The 23,435-nt window shown below is 65.9% G+C and carries 17 protein-coding genes and 4 pseudogenes; 9 read left to right on the top strand and 12 right to left on the bottom strand.

Going from position 1 to position 23,435, the window contains the following annotated elements:
- Positions 1-906, bottom strand: coding sequence for a hypothetical protein (locus ACFYO9_RS12110; RefSeq protein ID WP_358773811.1), 906 nt, complete (start codon positions 904-906; stop codon positions 1-3).
- 314 nt (positions 907-1,220) lie between these two features.
- Here ACFYO9_RS12110 and ACFYO9_RS12105 point away from each other — a divergent pair.
- Positions 1,221-1,412, top strand: a pseudogene (locus ACFYO9_RS12105) (hypothetical protein); the annotation flags it as partial.
- A 952-nt stretch (positions 1,413-2,364) separates the two neighbouring features.
- On the opposite strand, the gene ACFYO9_RS12100 reads toward ACFYO9_RS12105, so the two are convergent.
- Entirely contained in the window at positions 2,365-2,847 is a 483-nt protein-coding gene (locus ACFYO9_RS12100) for a hypothetical protein (RefSeq protein WP_358773434.1), read from the bottom strand.
- Positions 2,848-2,942: 95 nt separating this feature from the next.
- On the bottom strand, positions 2,943-3,467 hold the full coding sequence (locus tag ACFYO9_RS12095; protein ID WP_358773436.1) for a hypothetical protein: 525 nt from the start codon (positions 3,465-3,467) through the stop codon (positions 2,943-2,945).
- A gap of 348 nt (positions 3,468-3,815) precedes the next feature.
- Between ACFYO9_RS12095 and ACFYO9_RS12090 the strand changes: the two are divergent.
- Together ACFYO9_RS12090 and ACFYO9_RS12085 are read left to right on the top strand one after the other, a co-directional pair.
- Positions 3,816-3,968, top strand: a pseudogene (locus ACFYO9_RS12090) (transporter); the annotation flags it as partial.
- A gap of 153 nt (positions 3,969-4,121) precedes the next feature.
- Positions 4,122-6,155 carry a UvrD-helicase domain-containing protein gene (locus ACFYO9_RS12085; RefSeq protein WP_358773438.1) on the top strand — a complete coding sequence of 678 codons (2,034 nt, stop codon included), beginning with the start codon at positions 4,122-4,124 and terminating at the stop codon, positions 6,153-6,155.
- A 71-nt stretch (positions 6,156-6,226) separates the two neighbouring features.
- Here ACFYO9_RS12085 and ACFYO9_RS12080 read toward each other — a convergent pair whose 3' ends face one another.
- Positions 6,227-7,810, bottom strand: a complete 1,584-nt coding sequence (locus tag ACFYO9_RS12080) for a restriction endonuclease (RefSeq protein ID WP_358773439.1) — start codon at positions 7,808-7,810, stop codon at positions 6,227-6,229.
- A 105-nt stretch (positions 7,811-7,915) separates the two neighbouring features.
- On the opposite strand from ACFYO9_RS12080, the pseudogene ACFYO9_RS12075 reads away from it, so the two are divergent.
- Positions 7,916-8,533: pseudogene (locus ACFYO9_RS12075) on the top strand (tyrosine-type recombinase/integrase); the annotation flags it as partial.
- A gap of 296 nt (positions 8,534-8,829) precedes the next feature.
- On the opposite strand, the gene ACFYO9_RS12070 reads toward ACFYO9_RS12075, so the two are convergent.
- The 7 genes and pseudogenes from ACFYO9_RS12070 to ACFYO9_RS12040 all read right to left on the bottom strand — a co-directional run.
- Complete coding sequence (locus tag ACFYO9_RS12070; protein WP_358773441.1) at positions 8,830-9,339, bottom strand: hypothetical protein; 510 nt, start codon at positions 9,337-9,339, stop codon at positions 8,830-8,832.
- Between the two features lie 224 nt (positions 9,340-9,563).
- On the bottom strand, positions 9,564-9,824 hold the full coding sequence (locus ACFYO9_RS12065) for a CorA family divalent cation transporter (protein WP_388666220.1): 261 nt from the start codon (positions 9,822-9,824) through the stop codon (positions 9,564-9,566).
- Positions 9,825-10,839: 1,015 nt separating this feature from the next.
- The gene (locus ACFYO9_RS12060; RefSeq protein WP_358773443.1) at positions 10,840-12,144 is read right to left on the bottom strand and encodes a phospholipase D-like domain-containing protein; all 1,305 of its coding nucleotides are present in this window, start codon (positions 12,142-12,144) and stop codon (positions 10,840-10,842) included.
- Between the two features lie 142 nt (positions 12,145-12,286).
- Positions 12,287-14,104 (bottom strand): stealth family protein, encoded by a 1,818-nt coding sequence (locus ACFYO9_RS12055; protein WP_358773445.1) that lies wholly within the window; start codon positions 14,102-14,104, stop codon positions 12,287-12,289.
- Between the two features lie 76 nt (positions 14,105-14,180).
- On the bottom strand, positions 14,181-14,426 hold the full coding sequence (locus ACFYO9_RS12050; protein WP_358773447.1) for a hypothetical protein: 246 nt from the start codon (positions 14,424-14,426) through the stop codon (positions 14,181-14,183).
- A complete protein-coding gene (locus ACFYO9_RS12045; protein WP_388666162.1) occupies positions 14,417-14,998 on the bottom strand; it encodes an alpha/beta hydrolase in 582 nt (193 codons plus the stop codon). Before ACFYO9_RS12045 ends, ACFYO9_RS12050 begins: the two co-directional genes overlap by 10 nt.
- Before the next feature lie 793 nt (positions 14,999-15,791).
- Positions 15,792-15,977: pseudogene (locus tag ACFYO9_RS12040) on the bottom strand (CorA family divalent cation transporter); the annotation flags it as partial.
- Between the two features lie 447 nt (positions 15,978-16,424).
- Between ACFYO9_RS12040 and ACFYO9_RS12035 the strand changes: the two are divergent.
- From ACFYO9_RS12035 to ACFYO9_RS12020, 4 genes are all read left to right on the top strand, one after another.
- Entirely contained in the window at positions 16,425-16,742 is a 318-nt protein-coding gene (locus tag ACFYO9_RS12035) for a helix-turn-helix transcriptional regulator (RefSeq protein ID WP_358773451.1), read from the top strand.
- Positions 16,729-17,247: an ImmA/IrrE family metallo-endopeptidase gene (locus tag ACFYO9_RS12030; RefSeq protein ID WP_358773453.1), complete on the top strand. Its 519-nt coding sequence runs from the start codon at positions 16,729-16,731 to the stop codon at positions 17,245-17,247. The genes ACFYO9_RS12035 and ACFYO9_RS12030 overlap by 14 nt, the downstream gene beginning before the upstream one ends.
- Before the next feature lie 632 nt (positions 17,248-17,879).
- On the top strand, positions 17,880-18,887 hold the full coding sequence (locus ACFYO9_RS12025; protein WP_358773455.1) for a cyclic GMP-AMP synthase DncV-like nucleotidyltransferase: 1,008 nt from the start codon (positions 17,880-17,882) through the stop codon (positions 18,885-18,887).
- Positions 18,884-20,716 carry a ThiF family adenylyltransferase gene (locus ACFYO9_RS12020; protein ID WP_358773457.1) on the top strand — a complete coding sequence of 611 codons (1,833 nt, stop codon included), beginning with the start codon at positions 18,884-18,886 and terminating at the stop codon, positions 20,714-20,716. The genes ACFYO9_RS12025 and ACFYO9_RS12020 overlap by 4 nt, the downstream gene beginning before the upstream one ends.
- Here ACFYO9_RS12020 and ACFYO9_RS12015 read toward each other — a convergent pair.
- Positions 20,623-21,774 (bottom strand): SAVED domain-containing protein, encoded by a 1,152-nt coding sequence (locus ACFYO9_RS12015; protein ID WP_358773459.1) that lies wholly within the window; start codon positions 21,772-21,774, stop codon positions 20,623-20,625. The genes ACFYO9_RS12020 and ACFYO9_RS12015 overlap by 94 nt on opposite strands.
- Before the next feature lie 412 nt (positions 21,775-22,186).
- On the opposite strand from ACFYO9_RS12015, the gene ACFYO9_RS12010 reads away from it, so the two are divergent.
- Positions 22,187-23,125 (top strand): hypothetical protein, encoded by a 939-nt coding sequence (locus ACFYO9_RS12010; protein ID WP_358773460.1) that lies wholly within the window; start codon positions 22,187-22,189, stop codon positions 23,123-23,125.
- Positions 23,126-23,435 lie beyond the last annotated feature (310 nt).

Raw genomic sequence — 23,435 nt, 5'->3', positions numbered from 1 at the left:
CTAACGACCTTCGCTCACGACTCCCTTGTAGGTAACTGGTCTGCCGGTGTGAGCGTCGAGCAGAACGCGGTCGCCCAGGGGGTGTTCCAGCGCTACCGTGACCTGCTGCATCTTTGCTTGAGCGGTGCAGTTGCCGGTATTTTTCCGGGACACGACGGAGGCCGACAGTACGGCGCTGCCTCTTGTTTCCAGCACGCTCACCGCAGGCTCGCCTTCGCAGACACAATGAAGGGCAACCACGGTCACCGACCGCCCGTCTGCGGCAACCCGGACGAGCTGATCGATCGGGTAGCCGGGGATTTCGCTGGTTCGCTCAATCGGAGGGTGGGGGTCTTTCGACGGGGTGGCAGCAGCCAGTTTCAGTGGTGAGGCGTAACCGTCCAAGGTGAAGAGCCATGCTGGGACCGTCGCCGTTCCGCGGCTGGTAGCCAGGCTCATCTCGCCCAACTTCGCTCTGGTCACGGTGAGGTGCGGCTTTCTATCGGCTCGGCCGCCGGCCAGGGACTCGTACGACTCACGCACCTCCATCAACGGCCGGGTGAGCGACTCATTTCCCTTCCCGGGCCAGGTCACCCGCTCGGCCTTCGGTGCGGCGTCGGGCAATTTGCTCCGCAGGACGAAATTCCGTTCTTGGTAAGCCTGTTCATCGGCCTTGCTGTGCAGGCCGCCGCGCGGTAGCTGGACGACCTCACCCATCGGGTGGTAGCCGGCACGCCACGCAGCAGCTGCGGTCGACCCGTTCCAGGCCGCGGCGACCTGCCGAGAGCGACGTGCAAGCAGATCCGCGCCGCCACTGTCGTCACCGGTCTCGTTCTGGCCGCCGCAACCGGACGCGGCGGCCAAGCCGAAAGCGAGCAAGGGCGTCGCTACCAGCCGGCCGGCGATGCGCGAGGATTTGGTACACATACGACCTCCGGCTGGGTCGGTGACGGCGGCAGGGATGTGTTGCCCTCTGACGCGTCTGCGCCAGGAAAGGTTCCACCCGTGGTGACGGATGGGCGATGTGGCGTCAGCGGGCGTGGAGGCCGCGTTGCTTCAGCACCATCCGCGCCAACGGCGACAGCCGGAAGGCCTACCTGGCGCGTGAGCTCGTATGCCGAGTGTCGCGGGCTGCTGATCAGTGCCAGGGCATCGCGCCGAAGTTCATGCCGCCCATGTCTGTGCTCGTCCCCTCGCTCTTCCGCCGCCCTCCAGCGGGCGGCGGACCGTCGGGCGCCGGCACCTCGAGCGTCGAGGTGAACGGCTGGTGTTGCAGCCACACCGTCGCCGAGGTCGTCACCGGCGACATGCCTTTCTGGCCGATGCGGTCGCCAACGAGTTGACCAGTCAGGGACCGCGGCATCCACGTGGCCATCCACCCCCAGTTCGCCGTGCGCCGTGACATCACCGGCAAGCTGCTGGAGATCCTGCATCCGGGACTCGACGGTGGCTTCTGCGGGCCCCCGGCGGTAAAGCGCCTGATGGCGCGAGCAGGCGTCCAGATCCCTACGTCATCTCTACGTCGCACCGCACGGCGGCATGTCGCGCAACGGCGCGCGACGGGAGCCATGGATGTACACGTCGATACGCCAGGACTACGAGAGGACCGCACGTCATGACGGGAACCCGCAACATGGACAGCAAGCAGCGTCCATACTTCGAGGTCCGCTGCGGCGGCCTGCACCTGACTGTTCAGCGCGTACCGATGTGGCTGATTACGTTGATGTCCGCTGCTACCGGCACAGGGGCAGCCTGGTGGACCAGTCGGTAGCACCGACACTGACGAGTCGACGGCGGCATCGGTCTGATGACCTGGTCGAGGCCCGGCGCTCTGACCGGCCGGCGCGCGTCGCGACGGGCTCAGTCGCCCAGCAGCCGCAGCCGGAATGCGGGGCAGGCGTCCGGGGCGTCCTCCGTGCAGAGATGGGTGCGTCCGTCGCCCTCGGCGACAGGCAAGGAGTCGTGCACGGTGACCGTGCCGCTGCCTGCTTGCTCTCCGACGCCTTCAGGGTAAGCGTCACACCCTCCGCGTCCCTCTCGCCCCGGTAGGTGGCGGCGAGTTCCCCGGAGGGTGCACCGACAGCCTGCCTATCCATGCAGCCCTCGGCTGCGTGAGGGCATCTCGCCCGAGCGGCACCCGGATTGCCCTGCGGCCGTGAACGGTGTGGCGCGCAAGAACGGCGGCCGCACGCAGCGGCCCGAGCCCGGACCAGCCGGCCGGCCCGGCGTGACGGGCGCGAGCGGCGGTGGGTCGGTCCGCGTATCCCGGTCTTGGCGAGCACTGTGACGGTGGTGTTGGCAGGGATGGTAAGTCGGGCGCGGAGCGGGCGCGTGGGGCGCGGATGCTTGCCGGTGGCAGAACACCGTCCCCGGCCCGCCGGGTTCTCACCTCTTGTGCGACTCCACTCGGTTCACGATGAGGTTCGCCACGACCCCGAGCACAGTTGCCGCTGTCGCCGGAAGCCATGGGTTGGTCGCGTGCAGCCCCGGGGTGAACTCAAGGACGAACAGGGCGGCCAGGAACGTCGTCAGGCATGAAATGACCTCTTCTGCTGCCCGCTTGGTCCGCTCTGCGGAGTTGCTGAGCCGCAGGAGCAGGCGTACCGGAGCAGTGAAGAGACCGGCGAGGATTCCGCAGGGGAGAGACAGCAGTGCGGCCCAGAACAGCGCGCTCAATCCGTCGAACTCGATCAGGTCGCTGAACAGAGCCGTGACCACTAGGACCACAAGCAGGAGGAACAGCATGACGAGGGCTGCGACAGCGAGCCCCAGCCCGGTGAACCCGGCCGCGGCAAGGACCTTTCCCCCGGTGCTGAAGGAACCCCATGTCGGCTCTTTCTCATCATCTGGCCGACGTTCGTCGCTCATCGCTGACACCTTCCTGGCGCGAGTGGGCAGTTCCTGAGGCGGGCCGCGCCCTCGTGGGGCAGGCAGGGTGCGGCCCGATGCTCATGAGAAAAGGCTCAGATCGCGACGAGCATGATCGCGTGCGCGAGGTCATGGGCGACGTCGGTCGGGACGCCGGCGCGGACCAGGGCGATGCTCAGGGCGGTCTCGCTCCAGCCCTCGACGTCCTCGATCGCGTCGGCGATCTTGTTGCCGTACTTGCCGACGTACCGTCCGGTCTTCTTGTTGACCTTGCCGAGGATCTTGCCGGCCCAAGTGCCGCCGTGACGCAGACCCGCGACGATCAGCTTGCGCACGATCGTGCCCATTCCCAAGGCCCGCTTCGTGCGGTGGTGAGGGTCCTCCAACTGCTGGGCGTACAGCTCGAACTGCTGGATCTCCTGCTCGTTCGCGCCATCGGTGCGCATGCGCGAGATGAGGTCTCGCACGTCGCTCGCTGTCGGGCGCAGCGACTCGTCGAGTTGCACGGCTGCTTCCTGTGCGCGGTGGGCTTCGGTAGCCGATGCCATCGGGGCGGCGACTCCGAAGGCGACGCCGGCCATGGCGACGGTGGCGGCTATGCGCAGTCCCTTGCGGTTCACGTATGCTCCTTGATTGAAGGTGAAATGGGTGCGGGCGTCACGAGTGCACCTGGGCTTGCGAAACCTGTGCACTGGCGCCCGCATCCGCCTTTAATTCCGTACCTCGGGGCGAAGTTGGGCTGGGCTCCGAGCGGAATGATCATGAACATAACGGACCACTCAGAGATGCCGCCAATCACCATTGCGTGACGATCATCACTAAAGTCGCATGCAACCTACACGTGGGCGAATCGGTCACTTCGTTTCGGGGTGACCCCTATGTGATCCCACTACGGGATGGCCTCCGCGTCACGATGGGGTCACTCAGATGTCAGGTGTGCGCGGATAGTTCAGCTGGACCGAGCCTGGGATGTGAGCGAAGTCGACCTCGTCTCGGATTTCACGCGCGACGTGACCGGCATCGGACACCACGGCACGGGATCGCTGGAGGTGCGGCTGCGCTCAGAGAAGGACCTGGAGCGCGCCGGAAGCCCGTCCCAACTCGCATACTCGGCTGCGTAAGCAGAGGGAGGGCCTCTTGCCTCAGCCGGTGTGCACCCTGCCGCTACGGTCGCGGACCGTTCTATGATCGCTACTCCGCGTACGAGGGGGCTGGGTATGGCGGCAGGCGGGTCGGCGTCGCGACGAGCGCAGGAGGCACGACGGCAGGAGCGGGTGCTGCGTGAGCAGTGGCAAGCCGCTCGCCAGCAGGCGCGTCAGTGGGAAGCGGGGAGCGAGGGCGAACGCCGGGTTGCCGCTCAGCTGTTGGTGCTCACGGAGCGCGGGTGGCGGCTGCTCGTGGATCGCCGATGGCCAGGGACCCGCAGCGCCAATGTGGACATGCTGTTGGTGGGGCCGGGCGGTGTGTTCGTCATCGACGTCAAGAACTGGCGCTCTGCCCCAGAGGTCTCGGATGGCAAGCTCCGCGCCGGAGGTGAGCCGCGTGACGAGCACGCAGCGAGGCTGCTTGCGGTGACGAAAGCCGCCGAGGGAGCAGTCGCATCGCTCGGCTTGTCTCCGGTGGCGGTCCAGCCGCTCATGGTCTTTGCAGGGCAACGAGTCGACGCTGGCCTCGGCCGGATCCGGCTCCTGGGCGAGCACGAGGTTGGCCCCGCGTTGCTGTCGGAGTGCCGCCGACTGCGTACGGAGTCGGTCCGCGCAATTGCCGACCATTTGGAACGTGTCTTCCCCGACTACGAGGGATCGGCGGTTGCGCAGAAGGTGCCTCCGGCGCCGGAGCAGTCGCAACAGGCCGTGCCCGACGGACTGTTCGACCTGGAGGGTCTGCGGGACGCGGCCCTGGAGGAGGCGTTGCGGGCCCCGATCGAACAATGGATGACCTTCCTCCATCCCGATCAAGTTGCCTTGGTACGCCGCAACTGGTCGGGTCCTGCGCGCATCAGCGGTCCGGCGGGCACGGGAAAGACCGTGGTCGGTCTGCACCGCGCGGCCCACCTCGCCAGGCGCACCGGCGGCCGGGTCCTGTACGTCACGTTCGCCAACAACCTGCCCCGAGTACAGGGCACTTTCCTCAGGACCATGTCCCCGGCGATCGCGGATCGCGTGGACTTCCGCAGCCTGCACTCCTGGGCGCAGGAATTCCTGCAGGCGCGAGATGTCCCGGTGCGGCTGCACGGAGACAAGGCCGAGACCGCCTTCAGCCTCGCCTGGAAGCACGTGGGGCGCGACAGCTGCCTGGCCGAGATCGACCCGGCGCCGGTCTACTGGCGCGAGGAGATCGACCACGTCATCAAGGGCCGCGGTATCACCACTTTCGAGGAGTACGCGACCGTGCCGCGGCGCCGGCGCAGGGCGAGCTTGCGCCGCCCGCACCGGCAAGCGGTGTGGGCGCTGTACGAGGCATACGAGTCGCTGCGCACCGAGCGCGGCGTCCACGACTTCAACGACGTACTGTCCCTCGCTCTGGCAGAAGCGGTGCGTCACACGGGCCAGCCGTCTTATTCGGCCGTCATCGTGGATGAGGTCCAGGACCTCACGCTCGTCGGGGTACGACTGTTACACGCCCTGACCGGTGATGCCGCCAACGGGTTACTCCTGGTCGGTGACGGCCAGCAAGCCGTTTATCCGGGCGGGTTCCGCCTTGCTGACGCGGGCATCGATATTCGCGGCGACCGCGGACAGGTGCTGCACACCAACTACCGCAACAGCAAACAGATCCTGGACGCGGCACTCACGGTCGTGGCCGACGATGCCTTCGAAGACATTGACGGTCTGCGTACGCCCGGACGCCGCGAGGTCGACCTCACCTACCACGACGGGCAGGTGGTCCGAGTCACGAGGCAGACGGTGGGCGCCCACGATCAGGTGCTCCTGGAGGCTCTGCGCGCCCTGCCCGATTCCGCGCTGGCCGACGCCGCGGTGTTGTGCCCCTCCATGCGGTCCATCGGCCATTACCAGCGGCTGCTCACCCAGGCGCACTTCCCGGTATGCCTGTTGGAGCACTACGACGGCCGCCCCACCGACGCGATCAAGCTGGGCAGCTACCGAAGGGCCAAGGGCCTGGAATTCAAGCATGTGTACCTGCCCCAGCACGATGCAGCTCTGTCGAACAGGCCGTCAGCCGACGGCTCCAGCACTGCTGTCGTGGCCGAAACGACTCGGGAACGCGAAGAGCTGCTACGGAGCCAGCTCTTCGTGGCGATGACCCGGGCGCGTGACTTGCTGTGGCTGGGCAGCGTGACCAGGTAGGGCATCAGAGCGTCGTCCAGTCGAAAGCAGCCTAGTCGCCTGCGTGCAGGCGGACACCCGAAGCGAAGCGTCTACTGCGGTCGGCGCTTTGGCGGCACCGGTCCTGGGATGACGTCGAGGTCCATGTGCTCCTTGAAAAGGTGGACGAGGTTCGCTCCGTCGAGGAGTTCGAGGCGGCCGTGCTGGTTGGCGAACGCCTCGCTGGCCCGTCCGAACCAGGACGTCGTCACGAGGATGCCTTTGGCGGCCCGCTTGTGCTCCACGACGCCGGCGAGGGCGGAGACGGTCTCGAAGGGCACCACGTTCTTGGTGCGCTTGGCCTGGATGATGCACAGGCCCTTCATCACCGGGGCGGTATTCATCGCGACAGCGTCCACACCCTCGTCCTTGGATGGCTGGGTGTTGACGCTGTCCAGGCCGATGGCCTCGAAGAGTTGCCGGACGAGGTGCTCGAACTCGGTGGGCGTCAGGTCCATCAGGACTGGGCGGCTGTCGAGGCCGGCTACGACGTCCAGGCTGTCCATGAGCCGGAACTTGCTCAGGTCGAACGTGACGAGCGGACGTACCGGCTCCAGCTCGTAAGGGTTCGGTGAGACCAGCGAGCGCAGTCGCTTCAAGCAGGCTCGTGGATCCACCTGAGTCAGGACCAGCTCGCCGAACTCCTCTCGGCCCGCTTGGAGAGTGATCAGACACGGGTGTACCTCGCGCCCGGTGGCCCGATCGATGGTGGCGACGTGTCCGTTGAGGGCGATGGACTGAACGGCGCCTTCGGTGTCGGCGGCGAACAGCTCGTGGACGGTACGCAAGGCGGTCTGGGCGAGGACGGAGGCGTACAGCTCCTTGCGGTCCTTGTCCGGACGCGGCACGGGGTTCATCTCGTCGCGGGTCTTCACGTAGCGGTACGCCCGAGCCGCAGGCACGATGTCTTCCAGCGGCAGGTCCATCTCGACGAGCAGGTCACCGGTGTCCGCCTGGTAAGACACCCGGTGAGCCTTGGGGAAGCCGTGCGGATACTTGGAGGCGGCCAGAGCCTGGTCGATGAACCACTCGACGGCATCTACGTCCCGCTCGCGGTAGGCGCTGCGTCGTTCCTCGAGTCGACCGTTCCACTCATCGACCCGGTTGGCTTCTTGTTGGTTCTGCTCCTCGTGACGGGCACGGGCCTCGCTCACCTTCTCGGCCCGCTTCTTCTCGTCCCGTGCGTGGTCACGCAATGCTCGGTCGAACCGCTTACGGGCGGCCTCGACTTCGGCGTCGTACCCCTTGCGCCCGAAACCGAGTGCGCCGAGAAGACCGCGTGGTGGCTCGGGCTCGAATTCCTCCCAACGCGGCAGCGTGGCTGCCTTGGTTCGTCCCCTGGGCGGGAGGTACGGCGTGGGGGTGAACTGCTGCTTGAGCCGGTCGAAGGTCAGTGCGTTTCCGTCCAGCACGGCCGTCCGGAGAAGCGACGACAACTGCTCGACGTCGTTCTCGACCACGTAGGTACGGTCGATCGCTTCCTGCGCCCGTGCCGTTTCGTAGGCGGCCTTCTCCTCACGCGCCTTGCGTTTGGCTTCGGTCTCAGCAGCCTTACGCGCCCTCTCCTGCTCCTTGGCCTGCCGCGCTAGTTCCCTGGCATACGGATCGTTCCCGCCCGCCCCAGTCCTACTTGCCACTGTGCCCCCAGGTCAGTGCATGATCCTTCGGCCGAACCTCCGCAGTATTTCTTACCCCCGGGGCAGCGTCAGTTGGCTCGGAAAGTGTGGCGATGTTCATGTGACATGGCCGGAAAGAGGTGCTGTTGGACCGCAAGGGAGCGAGCTTCTCGAACGCCTTCGAGACGGCCGTCGGCGCCAGGCACCTCGTACGCAAACCCATGCGCGCCAGTCGGTGCGGTGGCCCGAGGTGCCGGAGGCTCAGCGGGAGGCGTGGCCGCTGAGACCGCGCAGCGCATGCGGGACGCGATCAGAACGCGCTACCGCATCGCGGTCGTGGTCGCACTCGGCTGTGGGCTGCGGCAGGGAGAGGTCTTTGGTCTCTCGCCGGAGGACGTCGACTTCCAGCGCGGGGTCATCCGCGTACGCCGACAGGTCCAACTACTCAACGGCCGTTTGTACTTCACCTTGCCCAAGGCCGGGAAGACGCGCATCGTCGACATGCCCGGCTTCGTCGCTGCCGAGTTGGCGGCGCACTTCCTGCAGTACGCGGCCGTCGAGGTCGAGTTGCCGTGGGGTGGCCCGGAGCCGGAGCGGGAAAAGCGGACTTTCCCGCTCGTCCTGACGACGACGTACGGCAACGCGCTGCGCGCCAACATCTTCAACGACGAGGTCTGGAAGCCCGCCCTTGCTGCGGCGGGGGTCATCCCCATGCGGGAGAAGGGCAAGCGCTGGAAGGCGTCTCGCAAGGACGGATTCCACGTGCTCCGGCACACCTTCGCCTCGATGATCGTCGAACGGACGAGTCCGTCGTCACCTTGGCCTGCTGATCGGCCACTTCAGCCCGACCATCACCCTCGACCACTACGCCCACTTCATGCCGGAGGCTGGCGGGAAGGGACGAGCGGCCGTCGACGCGCTGCTCGGTGTGGTCCCCGAGTGCATTCCAGACATCCTCTCCAGGGCGTGAGGGAACGGGTGGTACAGCACACGCTGTGCCACCCGTTTCGCTGTGCGGACTCTGTGGCGGTTCGTCGGGGTCAGCTCGTGAGGCTCGTGCGGCGAACACGCAGGGAGTACGTCTTCCGTCCCCCCGGCGCACCACTGATGCTCCAGCCGCCGCTCTTGGCCATGTCCCATCCTCGCTGTTCCTTCATCTGGGTGGCGAAGGCGCGACGGTCGTGGATCTCGCAGCCGCAGTCCAGCGTGAGGTCGACGCTGATGTAGGGGCTTCGAGGGCTGTCGTTCGCGTAGGGGTCCGGCTTCCATCGCACATCGTGGACATGCTCTTTGAGACCGGTGCGCTCCTCGGCGTGCTTGATTCCGTGGGCCTTCGCGTACTCGTCCAGGTCGTCGATCACGAACAAGTGGCTCGACCACTCGCCGGGCCAGACCGCGAACAGGCGTGACTTGCTGTTCACGGCTCGTTCGTACGCGGCGCGGTCGTCCCCGTGCGTCACTGTTCCGCCCTCGTGGACCTCGATGTAGCACGTCGTACGTGCGGTGTAGGGAAAGTCCTTCCCTACCTGCGCGGCGCTTCTCGGTTCCAACCGATCCTCCCGGCGTACGCGGTTCCATGTAGCCGTTCAGTCAACACTCACTGTGACGGTCGGCGCAGGGCAGTCGGCGGAAGTTGGCTGGGCGAGGCTTGTGGAATGGCCGGCGATGCGGACGGTGCGCTGCTCACCAGCGCCGCCCATTCTCCCCAGGGGGCTCGACGGAGCCCTCGGAGTCATTCGCGTACGCGAAGTCGATCAAGACTCTCGACTCCTCGCTACAGCCAGTCCCGCTTCTTGAAGATGAAGTACAGGCTCACGCAGACGGCTGCCATCAGCAGAATCGCGAACGGGTACCCGAACGCCCAGTGCAACTCCGGCATCTCGTCGAAGTTCATCCCATAGATCGTTCCCACCAACGTGGGAGCAAAGAGAATGGCCGCCCACGAGGAGATCTTCTTGAAGTTGTCTGCCCCGCCGCTCTGAACTGCAGTGATGGAGTCAGGTTGCTCTCTGAGCTGCCTGAACCGATCTTTCAGGGGCTTTCGGCTGCATCTGTGGCTACGTGGTTCGTTCTCCCCACGCGCTCCCCAGCGGCTGTCGTTCTCCCCAGATTCTCCCCACAGGCGGTCACCTCGGAGATGCGGGGCTGCAGCGTATCTGGGGCCGTCTGATGAGGCGAGGCAATCACGATGGGTAGTCGCAGAGTGCGAGACCTTAGGGCAGTTAATCAGTGGCCAAGCGTCTACCGGATGGCGTCACGCTTCATCATCCGGACGTTGGCCGAATGCCGCAGTCGCCCGTAACGAGGTGCGGTTGCTGGACGCGCGTGCGCCGTGTGTGGTCGCGTCCGTAGAACGTCCACACGCATCGGAGTTCGACGCGGCGGGAGGGCTTGGGTATCGGCCCTGCACGGCCATTGACGCGCGGTGAACGCTACCGGGTCGTCGACAGGACCCGTTCCAGCGTCGCGTAGCCTGCCGGTTCCCACGTCGGCCTCCCCGGGCAGGCCGAGCCGTCCGTTCCTCCGATGGAGAATTAGATCGAGGGCACGCAGGACGGCCCGGGTTCGGGCGCGCGACCGTGGCCTCGTCACCACGTCCCCCTTGGCCAGGCACCAAGAGCCGCCGCAATTGACACAATTGCGCTTACTTTCGTCGGCGATGCGCCTTGTCCGCCGAGCGAAAGAACGAATTCCCGCACCGCTACCGTGAACGCGGCTGGGTCAAGGACGCCATCACCATCAACGACAGTGAACTTACGTTCTACGACGGCACCCGGCACCCGGCCCCTGGGGCCAAGCCCTGGGGGCAGAGTCGGAGGTGCTCTTCTTCCTGGGTTACCGCTGACCTGTCCCTGGCCGCTGACCTCGACGACGGAGCAGCGGTCCCGGGCCTGCTGCTCCTGGATAGCCCAAAGACCAAGGCCCCCACGCAGGGGTGGGGGCTCGACCTCTTGGATGCCGCATCCTAGGGTGGGGCGTGTAGCCATTGGACGCTCGGCCTCAGGTCAGAGAACCAGTCGAACAGCTAGCTGCGTCACAGCCCACTCTGCCTACTCCTGGGCCTGCCGAGGATCGATGGGAATCTCGCGTGCCGTACTCTCGGCGCGCTCCTCGGCACCCAACTGCCGCGCCCTGGTTCCACAGCAGCGGTTGAACTGACTCTGCCAGTCCGTCATGAACGCGTCGTAGTCGGACTGGCCGATGAATTGCAGGTCCGACTCGTCGTTGTGCCAGATGCCGTTGCTCGTCCAGTTCGAGGAGCCGACGAACACGATTCTGGTGTCGGACGCACTCGCGTAACCGCCGCTGACCAGCATGTATTTGTCGTGGGTGTAATGCAGGGCGTTGCCGTTCGCGTCAGTGCCGCGGGTGGTGTCGTGCACCTTGATATTCGGCCGGTCCTTCAGGTAGTCCTGCACGCTGTCATCAACCATGCCGGCGGTGACGAGTATGTGGATTTTTACGCCAGTTTTTGCCAGGCTGACCAACTTCTTCGGCAGCTCCAGATAGTTCCGGTCGCCAGGTTCGCCGTGAGAGGTCCACTCGAACATGGCGATGTTGATCGTGGCCGGCGCCTTGACGTTGTTCAGGAAGTCGACCCAGGTGTCGCTTCTGTCGCGCGCCTTGGGCCACTGATAGGAGGCTGGATACAGCTTTCGGGCCGCCAGACCGCTGTCGGAGTTGTAATAGTCGGGCACCAGCGGGCCCGGGCCGTTGAGTGCCCCCTTGGACATGGCTGTGAAGTAGCGGAGATAGGAGTTGTACAGGTCGACGTTGCCCTTGACGGTGGCGGCACTGTTCCACGCGGTGTTGGCCTGGGCGGAGGTGGGGTTGGCGCTGCTGACGGTCACCGTTCTGTTTGCGTCGCTGCCGCCACTGAGCATGTAGTACTTCGCGTGCAGGGCGGAGCCGGAGAAGTGGGTCAGGCAGCCGCCCGGGCACAGCGCGGCGAAGCTTTCGGCTTGTGGGTCGTTGCCCAGCTCGCTGACCATCGACTGCCAGGTCGCGTTGTCGCTGTGGGAGTCCATCAGCGCCTTGACGATGACGCCACGCTGGTGTGCGGCGATCAGGGCACTCGCGAATTCCGGGCCCGGGTTCGTGCTTCCTATCGAATACATGGCGACGCGTATGGTCTGCCCGCAACCGGCGCTGTTTATCGATTCGATGATCGGACCCATGACGTTCATCCGGGCATTGGCATCCTCCGGATCGCTGAAGCTCGGTCCCGGTTTTGAGGTGAACGTCCGCGACTCGCAGCTGATTGGAGGCTTGGCCCGTTTGACTGCCGCGTGCGCCGTAGTCGGCGACAGCGCGGTCATGGCAAGCGCGGTGATCAACGTGAGTGTTCGCTTCATGGATGGGCCTCCTGCTGGGCTGTTGACGGTGACAAAACAGGGGTGTTGCTGTGTTGATCGAGCAGTGAGTGGTACTCAGAGGTCGCCAGGTGGAGGACCTAGTGGTACCGGCCTGTTCACCCTGGTTGGTGTGGCGGGCTGCCTAGTCACCGTCCGGTTGAACACGCCCTCGGATAAGTGAGCCTGGAACCAGCGGAGAGCCCTGCGTGTTGGGCGTTTCCCAGCGACTGGCGAATGGGAATTGACTCTCCAAGAAGTCGCGGAGGGCGCCCGCTACGCGCTCCAGCTCAGGGGCGGCGGTGTTGACGTCGTTGAGGCACAGAAAATCGTGTGGGTGCCCCGGCTGGAACTCGTCGAGAGCCGCAGCTATGCCCGGCTTGCCTACGTCGATGTAGCGCAGTTTGAACGTGCCGGGTACGGCGCGTCCTGTGAGGTAGGCGTGGTGGTGGTGCAACGAGTTTGCCATGGCGATGTCCGTCGTGGCACGGAACCGGGACCGGCTTGTCCGCTGCACGTCCTCTGTGAAGAGTTCTTCCAACTCGGTTAACACACTGCGAAGTTGAGGATGCGGGGTGTGTTTGAACTTGGAGACGGTGAAGCGGCTGTGGGTCTTCTGCAACAGCTCGCGGACGTTCTTTCCCGCCGAGTTCGGTGCGGGTTCGTCGGGGTGAGGGGCGTCGACGCCGAGCTGGAAGGGAGAGAAGGGGAGCTTGGCGATGCCGTTGCCGTGGAAGAACTGTCCGGCGGTGGCCGGGCGGGTGAAGAAGACGTCGTCGTTGAGGTAGAGGTAGTGCTCTGACAGGCCCGGTATGTGGTGCAGCTGGGTTTCGATGGCGTGGGAGTTGAAGACGGGAAGCGCGGTCGGATCAGCGAAGATGTCCTTGTGGTCGATCACCTGGATGCCGGGTGCGTGCGGGGCGAGCCAGTCGGGCCTCTGGCCGTCGGTGACCAGGTAGATGTTCCGAATGAATGGGGCGTACATCTCCACCGAGCGCAGGGAGTACTTGAGCTCGTTCCGGCTGGTGTAGCGGGAGGTGCCGGTCTCGCGCGCGTGGATGCGTGGGGCGTCGGGCCCGGTGCGGAAGGATTCGCGTCGGGCCGTGAGGTCGGGGTCGGAGCCGTCGACCCAGGTGTAGACGAGGTCGATGGGGAAGTTGGCGGCGTCGATGCGGAGCTGGGTGAGGCTCTCGTATGTCGGGTAGTCGCGGCGCTCGATGGTGCGGACGGCCGTGGTGCGAGCGACCGAGGGCAGTACGTCGGTGACCGCGTTGGAACGCGGTGCGACCAGAGCGTCGGCGAGCACCGCGGGCGGTGCCTGGGTGCGCAGAGCCTCGATGCGAGTGGCGCCGCGGTCGTCGTCCAGCAGCCGCTGGCCGTCCTGCCAGAACTCGACGTCGCAGCCGTAGGTGAGGTCCGCGAGCACTTGCCCGTGCGGACCGAGCAGGATTTCGCCGAAGCGGATGATGTCCTGCCGCTTGAGCGTGGTGGGCAGGGAGCCGTCGGCGTACAGAACCGCATCGTCCGGTAGGGGGTGGCGGGTGGGCCTGAGCGCGTACAGCGGGCTGGTCCCGTAGGCGGCCCGCAGGGCGTCGAGGAGCTTCTTGCGGTCGGCGCGGCGCACGGCGACCACGTGGCGGGTGCGAGAGCGGCCGGGGACGAGGAAGAAGTCGATTCCGGTCTGCTCCAGGGCGTCGGCGATGAGGGCGAGGTTGTGGGCGCTGGCGCCGGCTGCGGTGAACCGGTCGACGGTACGGCCGTAGTAGGTGCGGCCCTCGAAGGGGATGGTGCGCACCGTGGTGTCCGACTCCAGCAGGGCGTGTCGCCGATCCGCGATCTTCTGCTGTTGTCTTCGGGCCGCTTCGGCGGCCTGTGTAGCTTTGGCTCGTGCGGCCTGTTCCTCGCGGGCGCGGGCGCGCCCGGGCATCAGACGGTCGGCGAGTCGATGGATGCGGGGGGGCATAAGGGTTTCCTGCCTGGGGTGGTGGCCGGTGCGGGTGCCACCCCGTCGAGCCGTCGGCGTGACGGCACCTGCTGGGTCAGATTGGTCGCCGGTGTTGCGGTCTTGTCCTCCGGGAGGTCAGAGGTCGGCCTCGATCCACGCGAGGATCTTGTCCGGCATGCCGGGGGATGCCGAAGAGGGCGCCGCCGTGGGCACGGCTGTCGGCGACCGTCTCGTCCGTGACGCCGTCGGTGGGCATGTAGTGGCCGACTTCCTCGGCTTCCTCCAGGTCGAGGGAGTGCTGCATGGGCACGAAGTCGCCTTCGGAGTGGATCAGGTACATGGCGGCGCCGTAGGCCGCACGCAGCGAGGTCCTGGTGTCGGTGGAGTCGGGGAAGCAGCGGGCGAGGATGGTGGCGCTGTCGCGGACCTTGCGCTGCTTGGCCGTGCCGGTGTCGTGATTGCCGTCGTTACACGCCCGGTAGGGCGAGGCGACCGGCGACAGGGCGACGCCTTCGCTGACGCGACCGCCGCCGACCCCGTGGGTGGCGAGCGACTTGCGATCCGGCCACCGGCCGAGGAGCCGAGGACGACGAGCCGGTCCGGGTCGAGTTCGAACTGCGGGGCGTTGCCCCTGATCCAGTCGATGGCGGAGATGGCGTCGGTCCTCGGAGTGGGCCAGGCGGCGTCGAAATTCAGCCGATTGTCGATGGACGAGACGGCGCATCCCTGGTCGGCGAAGTAGCGCGACCAAGTGGCCCAGCCGGAGTTCTCGTACCAGTAGCCGCCGTGCAGGATGGCAATTCCCGGCTGGCTCGAGTTCGAGGTACTCCGATAGACGTCGAGTTCCTGCCGGGCGCGTGACCCGTACGAATCGGTCGCTTCGCTGCGCTCTGCGGCGGTGCTGGGGTACACGTCAAGAACTAGCAAAGCCGCGACAATTGCCGCATATGCAACTAGGCGCACCCACAGGCGTTCCACAGGCTTTGCGTCCCCTCGGCCCCCGAGCAGGCGACCTGCAAAATTCGCCGGTTCGCCCCCTTGCGAACCTTTTCGACATCCTCTGGAGTGCCGAAAACGCGAACAGCCTGCGAGTTCGCGGTGAAGAAACTATGTGCTTCGGACTGATGGTCCGTCAAGCGTAATTTTGCAATTTGTCCGCCTTGCTCACAATTTGACCAGCAGGAGATGATCCTGTTCTTTCGATTTCAACCGAGACGGCGTGACCGACACGATGATCGCGGAGCCGCAGGCGACGCTGAACGGGGCGGTGCGGGCCGGTTTGGTGCGCGTGGTCCTTGGCAGCGGCAAAGGGGTCTTCGAGATCTCCCGGGCGACCACCGGAATGCTGGGGTGTGACGGTCCCGGGTGGCTCCTCCGGGGCATCGTGCCAGGTGCCAGGTGCCAGGTGCCAGGTGCCAGGTGCCAGGTGCCAGGTGCCAGGTGCCAGGTGCCAGGTGCCGGGCGGCGAGCGAGAGCCGCTCGGCGTGGGGCTACGACACGTTCCTGCAGGCCGTGGTCGTGCCGGCCGCGCGAAATGGCGGTGTGGATAAGGCGATTCACCTGCATTGGGGGGTGACGCGCTGTTCCGGCAGGAAGGAGAAACGACCACACTCGGTCACGGCGTCGGTCCGCCCCAGGCCATCGGGGGTTTGTGATGAGGTGCAGTAGCAAACCGCGTACACGGTACAAGTGGGTCGGTTCGCCTCTACAGCCAGTCCCGCCGCTTGAAAATCACGAACAAACCCGTACAGACAACCCCCATCAAGCCCACCGCGAAGGGATATCCGAGGCTCCAGCTCAGCTCGGGCATCCTCTCGAAGTTCATGCCGTAGATCGTGCCGACCAGTGTGGGGGCGAAGAGGATGGCCGCCCACGACGAGATCTTCTTGAAGTCGTCGCTCTCGGGGCGCTGACCTGCGCGGACTTGCTGGTGACGCGCTTTGGCCTGGGGCGATGGCCATTTCCGGCTCTTTCGTCGTGCTGCCGGTTTGCGCGGTCGATTCTCCCCAGGCGCTCCCCGACGAGGCTTCGTTCTCCCCAGATTCTCCCCATGGCGCGGGTCGTGCCGGAACCCGGTTAGGCGGCGTCACGATGCTGCGTCACCCGGGAGTGTCGGTCACACTCCGTCGCTGTCAGCCCTGCGGCGCCCTCTATGACCGCGGGGTGCCGCGAGAAACGTGTGCAGCAAAGGTGGGAGCAGAGAAGCTCGGGCCTTCTGTGAGCCATGCCGTGATGGGGAGGCGTACTACGTGATCGATCACCCGTTCGTCTCGGGCCTGGTAGCGCCGTAGCTGGGGAAGTAGGTTGTCAGTGAGGCTGGCATTGCTTGGGGGGCAGCGTGGAGGAAAAGGCATTCAACACCGCTGTGGGGCGGCGCATCAGGGAGGCCAGGATCAAAGCGCGGCTGACGCAAGAACTGCTAGGGCGCCAGGCCGGGCTGTCGCGGGCGTCGATCACGAACATCGAGAGCGGGACGCAGGCGCCTCCGCTGTACCGGCTCGTCCGTATCGCGGCGGCGCTGCGCGTGCAGCCGGCCGAACTCCTTCCGCAGCTTCTGCCAGCGGAGGCCGCTGGTCTTCCGGCCCAGTACGCGGCCGACGTCGCTTCGGTGTGGTCTGACTCCGAGAAGCTGAAAGATACTCATGGCCAGGGCTGACACCGCCGCGCGGGCTCTGCTGCAGGAATTCGAGATCAATGCCGCTCCGATCGACCCGTTTGCACTGGCGGGGAGCCTTGATGTTCAGGTCGTACTGAGGGACTTGGACGACGATATCTCAGGCATGCTGCTGCGGCGGGAGGGCCGATGTGTGATCGGTGTGAACCGTACGCATTCCCCCCTGCGGCAGCGATTCACCGTGGCGCATGAACTCGGGCACCTGCGGATACACCGTGGCCGCCCCTTGATCCTGGATACAGACACCCGGGTGAATTACCGCAATACGGTGTCGAGTATGGCGACGGATCGTGAGGAGGTTGAGGCCAACCGCTTCGCCGCCGCCTTGCTCGCTCCCGAGGCGCTGGTCCGGGGTGCGGTGCACCAGACCTCCTTCCGAACCGTCGGAGAGCTGGTGACCCAGTTGGGGCGCACATTCGCGCTGAGCGAGATCGCGATGACCTATCGCTTGATGAATCTGGGCATCATCTCGGGTCCACCGCAATAGAGTTCAGGCGCTCCGCGTCTTCACAGGAGGCCGCCGCCGGCCCGACTCGCCCCAGGAGCACGCCCGGTGAAGCGATGTCAGCGAAACTGACCATCAAAAGATGTCTTGCGTGCTGCTCGCCGTGTGTGCTGTCATTGTTACGCCAGGGAGCAGGCAAGCTCTTTGGGGACAACGTGCATCTTGCCCAGCATGTTGCCGGGCAGGTAACCACCTGACCAGGGTCGTACCGCGCATTGCATGCCGGGCCGTGACGACGGACCGCGGCACTGACCGGACGGCACCACTGCACGCGCGGTCTGCTCTATAGACGCCGCCCCAGCCAGCGGAGCACAGTCGCCAGTCGGCCTCTGATCACGACGCCCGGGGCGCAAGGCGCCAGCACCGTCAGATGTACTCACTTGCTGCCGTGATATCCCGCACCTTCTCGGATACGCGGCCACTCCGTCACCTCTGCCCTGCGCGGACAGCTCGGCGCACACCTCTTCCGTGTGCCCATCGCGACGATCCGGCCGGCACGTGGCCTGCGCGCTGCCCACGCCCAAGGACCGCGCAGCATCCCCCGACATGTACGGCACCCACGCCGTCGTACGGAGAGCAGGGCAACTCGCCGTGTAATCAAAGGAGAGACCTCCATGCAGCACGTCAACTGCTTCACCACGTTCCTGCGGGACGTCGTCAACCTCAGCCAAGCCAAACTCGATCTCCTCAGCTACCGGGTGGAGGCCATCTACCAGGCACTCAAGAACGACCCGGAGCTCGGACCGCTCATCCTCGGCAAGAAGCCCCAGGGTTCGTGGGCACAGCGCACCATCATCAACCCGGTCGGAGACAAGGAGTTCGACGCCGACTTCATGCTCCACCTCCAGGAAGTCCTGGATTGGGCGGGTAACCCCGCAACCTACATCGACAAGATCTATGCCGCGCTCCACCGGAACAGCACCTACAAGGGCATGCCGCACACCCGTAAGTGCCGGTGCGTGCAGCTGACCTACGCCAACTCCATGCACGTCGACATCGTCCCCTCCCTGTGCCTTGCCGACGGCCGCGAAGTCATCGTCAACCGTGACGAGGATCGGTTCGAGCCGACCAACCCCGCCGGGTTCACGGCTTGGATGAAAGAGAAGGACGACATCGCAGGTGGCAACCTCCGTAAGGTCATCCGCCTCATGAAGTACCTGCGTGACCACAGGAACTCCTTCACCGGGACCCGCTCCATCATCCTCACCACGCTCCTCGGCGAACGCGTCACTCAGGCCACCGCCCTACTTGAGGCGGGCTGTTACGCCAACGTGCCCACCGCACTCCTCACCATTGTCGAAGACCTCGACGAATGGCTGCAGGCCCGCCCCTACAAGCCCTCCATCCCCGACCCGTCCCAATCGGGCCTCACCTTCGACCACCGCTGGAACCAGGCCACTTACGCCTACTTCCGCGACCGGATCCACACCCACGCACGAGAGATACGCGCGGCCTACGAGGAGACGGGCCCCACTGCCAGCCTGCGCCTGTGGCGGGATCTATTCGGCGACCGCTTCCCCGAGCCGCCCGAGGCGTCCTCGTCGTCCGCTACCCCGGCGGCCGGTCCCAAATTCCCGGTGCCGCCCCTGATCACCCCCACCCGGACTGGACGTGCCGGATGACCAAGCGCAAGCCCCCCGCTCTCAAGGCGAACCCGTGGCAGCAGGACCTGCTGTCCGGTCTCAAAGCTCTTGCCGCCCAGTACCCAGCAGACCTCCGGGTCCTGGGCGGCCCCCAAATCCTGCCCAACGGCACGGCTCTGGCTTCCATCTGCCTGTTCACCGCCGGCATCCCGCACGTCGAGGGCGGTCTTGCTCTGGGCGAGGCAGAGGAGTTCATCCTCTGCCTCCCGCCCACCGAGCGGGTGCCTCCGCAGGTACTGACCCCGCACACCCGCTTCGCCGGCACCCCGCATGTGCTGGAGGGAGTGCGCCTGTGCATCTACCTTGACGCCGCTCGCGAGTGGAACCCCGAAGGAGGCATTGCCGCCGTCCTGAACCGACTGTGGCAGTGGCTCACGGACGCTGCTTCCAACCGATTCGACGCCACTACCGCCCTGTACCACGCAGTCGGGGGAGTCCTCCACCGCACCGATGGCACACCCACCATCGTTGCCCGGGAACCGGACGAGCACCGCACCGCGCACACCGCCTGGCTCACCCCACGCTCCGGTCAGCGACTCGACCTGTCCAGCCACCGGGTCAACGAGGACAGTCAGCGCCTGCCCGTACTACCCCTCAGACATCATCTGCCGCTGGCAGCTGGTCAAACCCTCGCCGCTCTCCTCGACCGCATCGACAACCCCACGCCCAACGAAACAAGAACCCTCCACCAGACCCGACGTTCCTCATCCGCCTTCTTGACGGCTCTGACTCAAACAGCCCGCCGTAACCCCGAGGGAACCAGTCAGTACTTCGTCCTCGCCGTGCCCCACCCCCGTCTCCCAGCAGACCCTCGCTTCCTCCTGGCCGGCCGCCTCCCTACCCCGGCCAGTGACGCCCTCCGTCGCATACCCAGCGTCCAACAAGGTCCATTCGCACTGCCAGCCGAGGTACGCGACAGCGCCATCGAATGGTGCTACCTCTCTGACGAACGGGAAGCCGTGACCACTCGACGTGACGTCCAACGACCCGTCAACGCCTTCTACAACACACATGTTCATCTCTGGGGCTGCGGCGGAATCGGCTCCTGGGCCGCAGAATTGATTGCCCGCGCAGGAGCGGCCCGTATCAGCCTCAGCGATCCCGGCACCCCCATCACCGGGGGGTTGCTCGTGAGACAGAACTACACTGAGGCCGACATCGGCGAGAACAAAGCGGTAGCCCTGGCCAAACGCCTTCTCAGCCTGCGCGACGACCTCACCGTCGACATCTGCCCGTCGCCACCCTCACCTGAATTGTTCGACGCAGCCCACCAGGCCGACGTCGTCATCGACGCCACTGTCAGCGTCACCGCGGGACGATTCCTCGACCTTCTGGCACGCCTCCCAGGCCGCAAAGCAGTGCTCGCTCAGATGGCCACCGACGTCACCACAGCCAGTCATGGCATCCTCTCGGTCTCAGCCCTCGACACCAGCCACGGCCCAGCGTTCATCGATCACACCACCGGCAAACATGTTCTGGCCGACCCGACCCTGGAGCCGTACCACTCGCTGTGGAGCGAACCACAGTCGGGCCAGGAGATCCGACCCACGCGTGGCTGCTCCGTGCCCACTTTCCACGGATCCGCTGCTGACCTCGCCGCCATCGCCGCGAGTCTCATCACCCTTCTGGGCAGGCAGATGCACCACCCAGTTTCCGGAACCCATCTGTGTGCTCAGCCGCACACCGGAACCCAACCGGCTCAGCACTTCGTCCCCTACACCGCCCATCCCGAAGACCCGCCAGCCGCGCTGGTCACTGTCCCCTCACTTGACCCGCTGTCTCCGCCCACTTCAAGCGTCGGCACGTAACATCCGGCCAGCCTCTCGTAGACCATCAACTGAGGGTGAACCTGCGGGTGATGGATACGGCCCAGTACGATCGCGGCGGATATGGGCAGGGCGGGCAGCACATGCAGGCGCTTCAACATCTTTGCCTCTGACTCCAGTTCGGCGAAGAAGCCCCGAAGCACGTCCGTGAAGCGCTCTAGGCAGCCGCGAGCAGCCATGATGTCCGGTCCCGTCGGCGCCCCAACCGGACGAATCTCCCAGCGACGCATTCCACGCAGCGGCGCCGGCACTTCCTGTGCCCCGATCACCCCCGACACGTTTATGAGCACTACGGCCTCACTCCCGGACGGCACATCGTGATCGACCCGTGCGGCGAAACTTGGGGCCAGACCGTCCTCCTCGCGCCACACCCACGACTCGTCCTCACGGTGCCGCTGGTAGATGTCCGTAGGCACCGTGTCGTCCAGCCGGGAACCCAGATGCACCAGCAGCGGCAGGCGTGCGAAGCCGAACACACTCACATGCCGCACGGCATCGCGCGTGATGCCGGGCCGTAACTGCCGTTCGATCACGTCGTCGACCAGCTGGGTCGCCATGCGGTAGTACGCACGACTGCCAGTAGCCTGCGACGCCGCGCACGGGGCGGCCAGCGATTCGCCGGGCACACCACGCAGGTCGATTTCGACGCCATGGCGCGTGTAGGACTCCAGGAACAGCGGATATCGGTCCCTGGCTATGACCGCAGCCGCAGCGGTCTGCCGGGACAACTCGACCTGATTTCCGTGCACCGAACCCACCATCCGCACCACCGTGGTTGCGCGGTCCGAACCAAGACCCGTCACATGCCGAATCCGGTCCTCATGTTCTTGCTTGACCCGGCGCAGTTTCTCCACCGTGAACAGATCCAACCCGCCTGCCGCATCGACCTCATCGTGCTGATCGGCGCACAACAGCATCAGATTTTCCGCATCCTCCCTCTGCGTGCGGTCCAGTGGATGCTCACCCCGTGGAGAGCGGACGCTGCTGCCGCGGCCGACGATGTGAGCCAGCTCGCCAAGATTCAGCGTTCGCCACGACATGGAACCCTCCAACAGGTAGGCGTTGCAGAGCGCGCACCTGCCCCCACTGCGCACCCATACCTCCCGGCGTACCGGTTCGGACGGCTTGCCGCTCGCACCTCGTGTCCTGCCTTGTCTCTTCACGGTGCACCACCCTTCGAACCAGTTGACACTTGCTCTTCGAAGCTAAGCTGCAACGGCCATTACCTCGAGTGGACTTGACAAACTCCGGGGCGGTGCCGTGCGCTCCGGTCAAATCAGCGTCGTGCGCCACAGTGAAGTCCGGGGTCGACATCGGCCCTGAGTCGACGGGGCGCCTGTTCCCCAGCAGGACTGGGGTGGACGTATGTTGGCGGCTAGGTGATCTCTATTGGGGGCTGCGGTGCCAGGTCGGGATCTGCGAGCACTGTTCAGTACGAACGACCGGACGCTGGTGACTGCGGAGGCGTTCACGAATCGCCAGGCACAGTGGGCGTTCGCGGTGGCGGCGCTCACCGAGCATGTGCGGCACGTCAACAGCCCTGCTTTTGACCCTGAGGACTTGGAGGCTGCCAGGGACAACGTGGTGGTCTTCCATGGGATCGGTGGCATTGGGAAGTCCACGCTGTCGCGCAAGTTCGAGGCGTCCCTCGCCGACCCGTGGCAGCGCCCCGCCCAGTGGGGTGCTCCCGCATGGGGTGGAGCGCGGATCCTGCCCGTACGGATCGACCTCGCGCGCTCCGCGAGTCCCGATTTCGAGAAGGTCGTGCTCTCCGTGCGCCTCGCGCTGGCCGCTATCGGCCAGCCTCTGCCTGCCTTCGACTTGGCGTTGCGCCGCTATTGGGAGCATCAGCACCCGGGTGATTCGCTGGAGGACCATCTCAACCGAGGGGGCCTGGCCGCGCGGTTCGGCAAGGCGCTGCCGCAGCAGATGCAGTCCGCGCTCGCCGACGTCGCCCAAGCCCTGCTGCTGCCCGGCACGATGGGCTCCGCCATCGGGCAGGTGACCGGGGCGCTTGTAGGAGCGCTTCGCGAGCGTCGGCAGACCGTGCGCGCGCTCGCCGGCTGCGCACGCCTTGCCGACCTCCTGGAGAGCGAACCGGATCTGCACTCCCTCTCCTATTATCCGCACCTGCTCGCCTGGGAAATCGCCCGGCTACCGGCCGAGAAGAGGGTTACGCCGGTGATCTTGCTGGACGCCTTCGAGGAGATCGGAGACCGTACTCACCGAGACTTCGAGCGACTCCTGCAGCGCCTGGTGTGGTTGATGCCGAACGCCTTCTTCGTCATCACTGGCCGCTCTCGCCTGCAGTGGGCCGACGAAGCTCTCCAGGGGCAGCTCGACTTCACCGGCCCCGGGCGGCCGTCTACGGAGAGGCGGCGGGCGAGGTAGTCGTCGCAGTCCTCGAAGGAGAAGTCGCCGATCAGCATCTGCCGCTCGCGGCCGGGGGCGGGGAACCCTGTACGGGCCTGGGGGACGCCGTAGCCTCCGTGGTGATGTGCTCGGTCGTTGCCGGGGGATGCGTGTGTCCCGACCTGGCGCGGGGCCGGTGCCGTCACCTCTTGACCAGCGCTGCCTCAGCTTTGCTCGCCCCCGAGCAAGCACCAGCAGGGCCGGGCAGCGGTTGCCGCCGGCTGCGGGTGTGCACGCGTCGTGGACGAAGGCTAAAGGCAGGCCCGAGACGGTTCGAACCGGACGATCG

Source organism: Streptomyces sp. NPDC005863, from assembly GCF_042871345.1.
In the GTDB taxonomy this organism is placed as follows: Bacteria; Actinomycetota; Actinomycetes; order Streptomycetales; family Streptomycetaceae; genus Streptomyces.
The sequence above is the reverse complement of the archived record's forward strand: the minus strand, read 5'-3'. Positions and strand labels throughout refer to the sequence as shown.

Coding starts and splice junctions, on each gene's coding strand:
- ACFYO9_RS12110 (WP_358773811.1), bottom strand. CDS start 906: ATGTGTACCAAATCCTCGCGCATCGCCGGCCGGCTGGTAGCGACGCCC.
- ACFYO9_RS12100 (WP_358773434.1), bottom strand. CDS start 2,847: ATGAGCGACGAACGTCGGCCAGATGATGAGAAAGAGCCGACATGGGGT.
- ACFYO9_RS12060 (WP_358773443.1), bottom strand. CDS start 12,144: ATGAAGCGAACACTCACGTTGATCACCGCGCTTGCCATGACCGCGCTG.
- ACFYO9_RS12055 (WP_358773445.1), bottom strand. CDS start 14,104: ATGCCCCCCCGCATCCATCGACTCGCCGACCGTCTGATGCCCGGGCGC.
- ACFYO9_RS12050 (WP_358773447.1), bottom strand. CDS start 14,426: ATGTACCTGATCCACTCCGAAGGCGACTTCGTGCCCATGCAGCACTCC.
- ACFYO9_RS12030 (WP_358773453.1), top strand. CDS start 16,729: ATGGCCAGGGCTGACACCGCCGCGCGGGCTCTGCTGCAGGAATTCGAG.
- ACFYO9_RS12025 (WP_358773455.1), top strand. CDS start 17,880: ATGCAGCACGTCAACTGCTTCACCACGTTCCTGCGGGACGTCGTCAAC.
- ACFYO9_RS12020 (WP_358773457.1), top strand. CDS start 18,884: ATGACCAAGCGCAAGCCCCCCGCTCTCAAGGCGAACCCGTGGCAGCAG.
- ACFYO9_RS12015 (WP_358773459.1), bottom strand. CDS start 21,774: ATGTCGTGGCGAACGCTGAATCTTGGCGAGCTGGCTCACATCGTCGGC.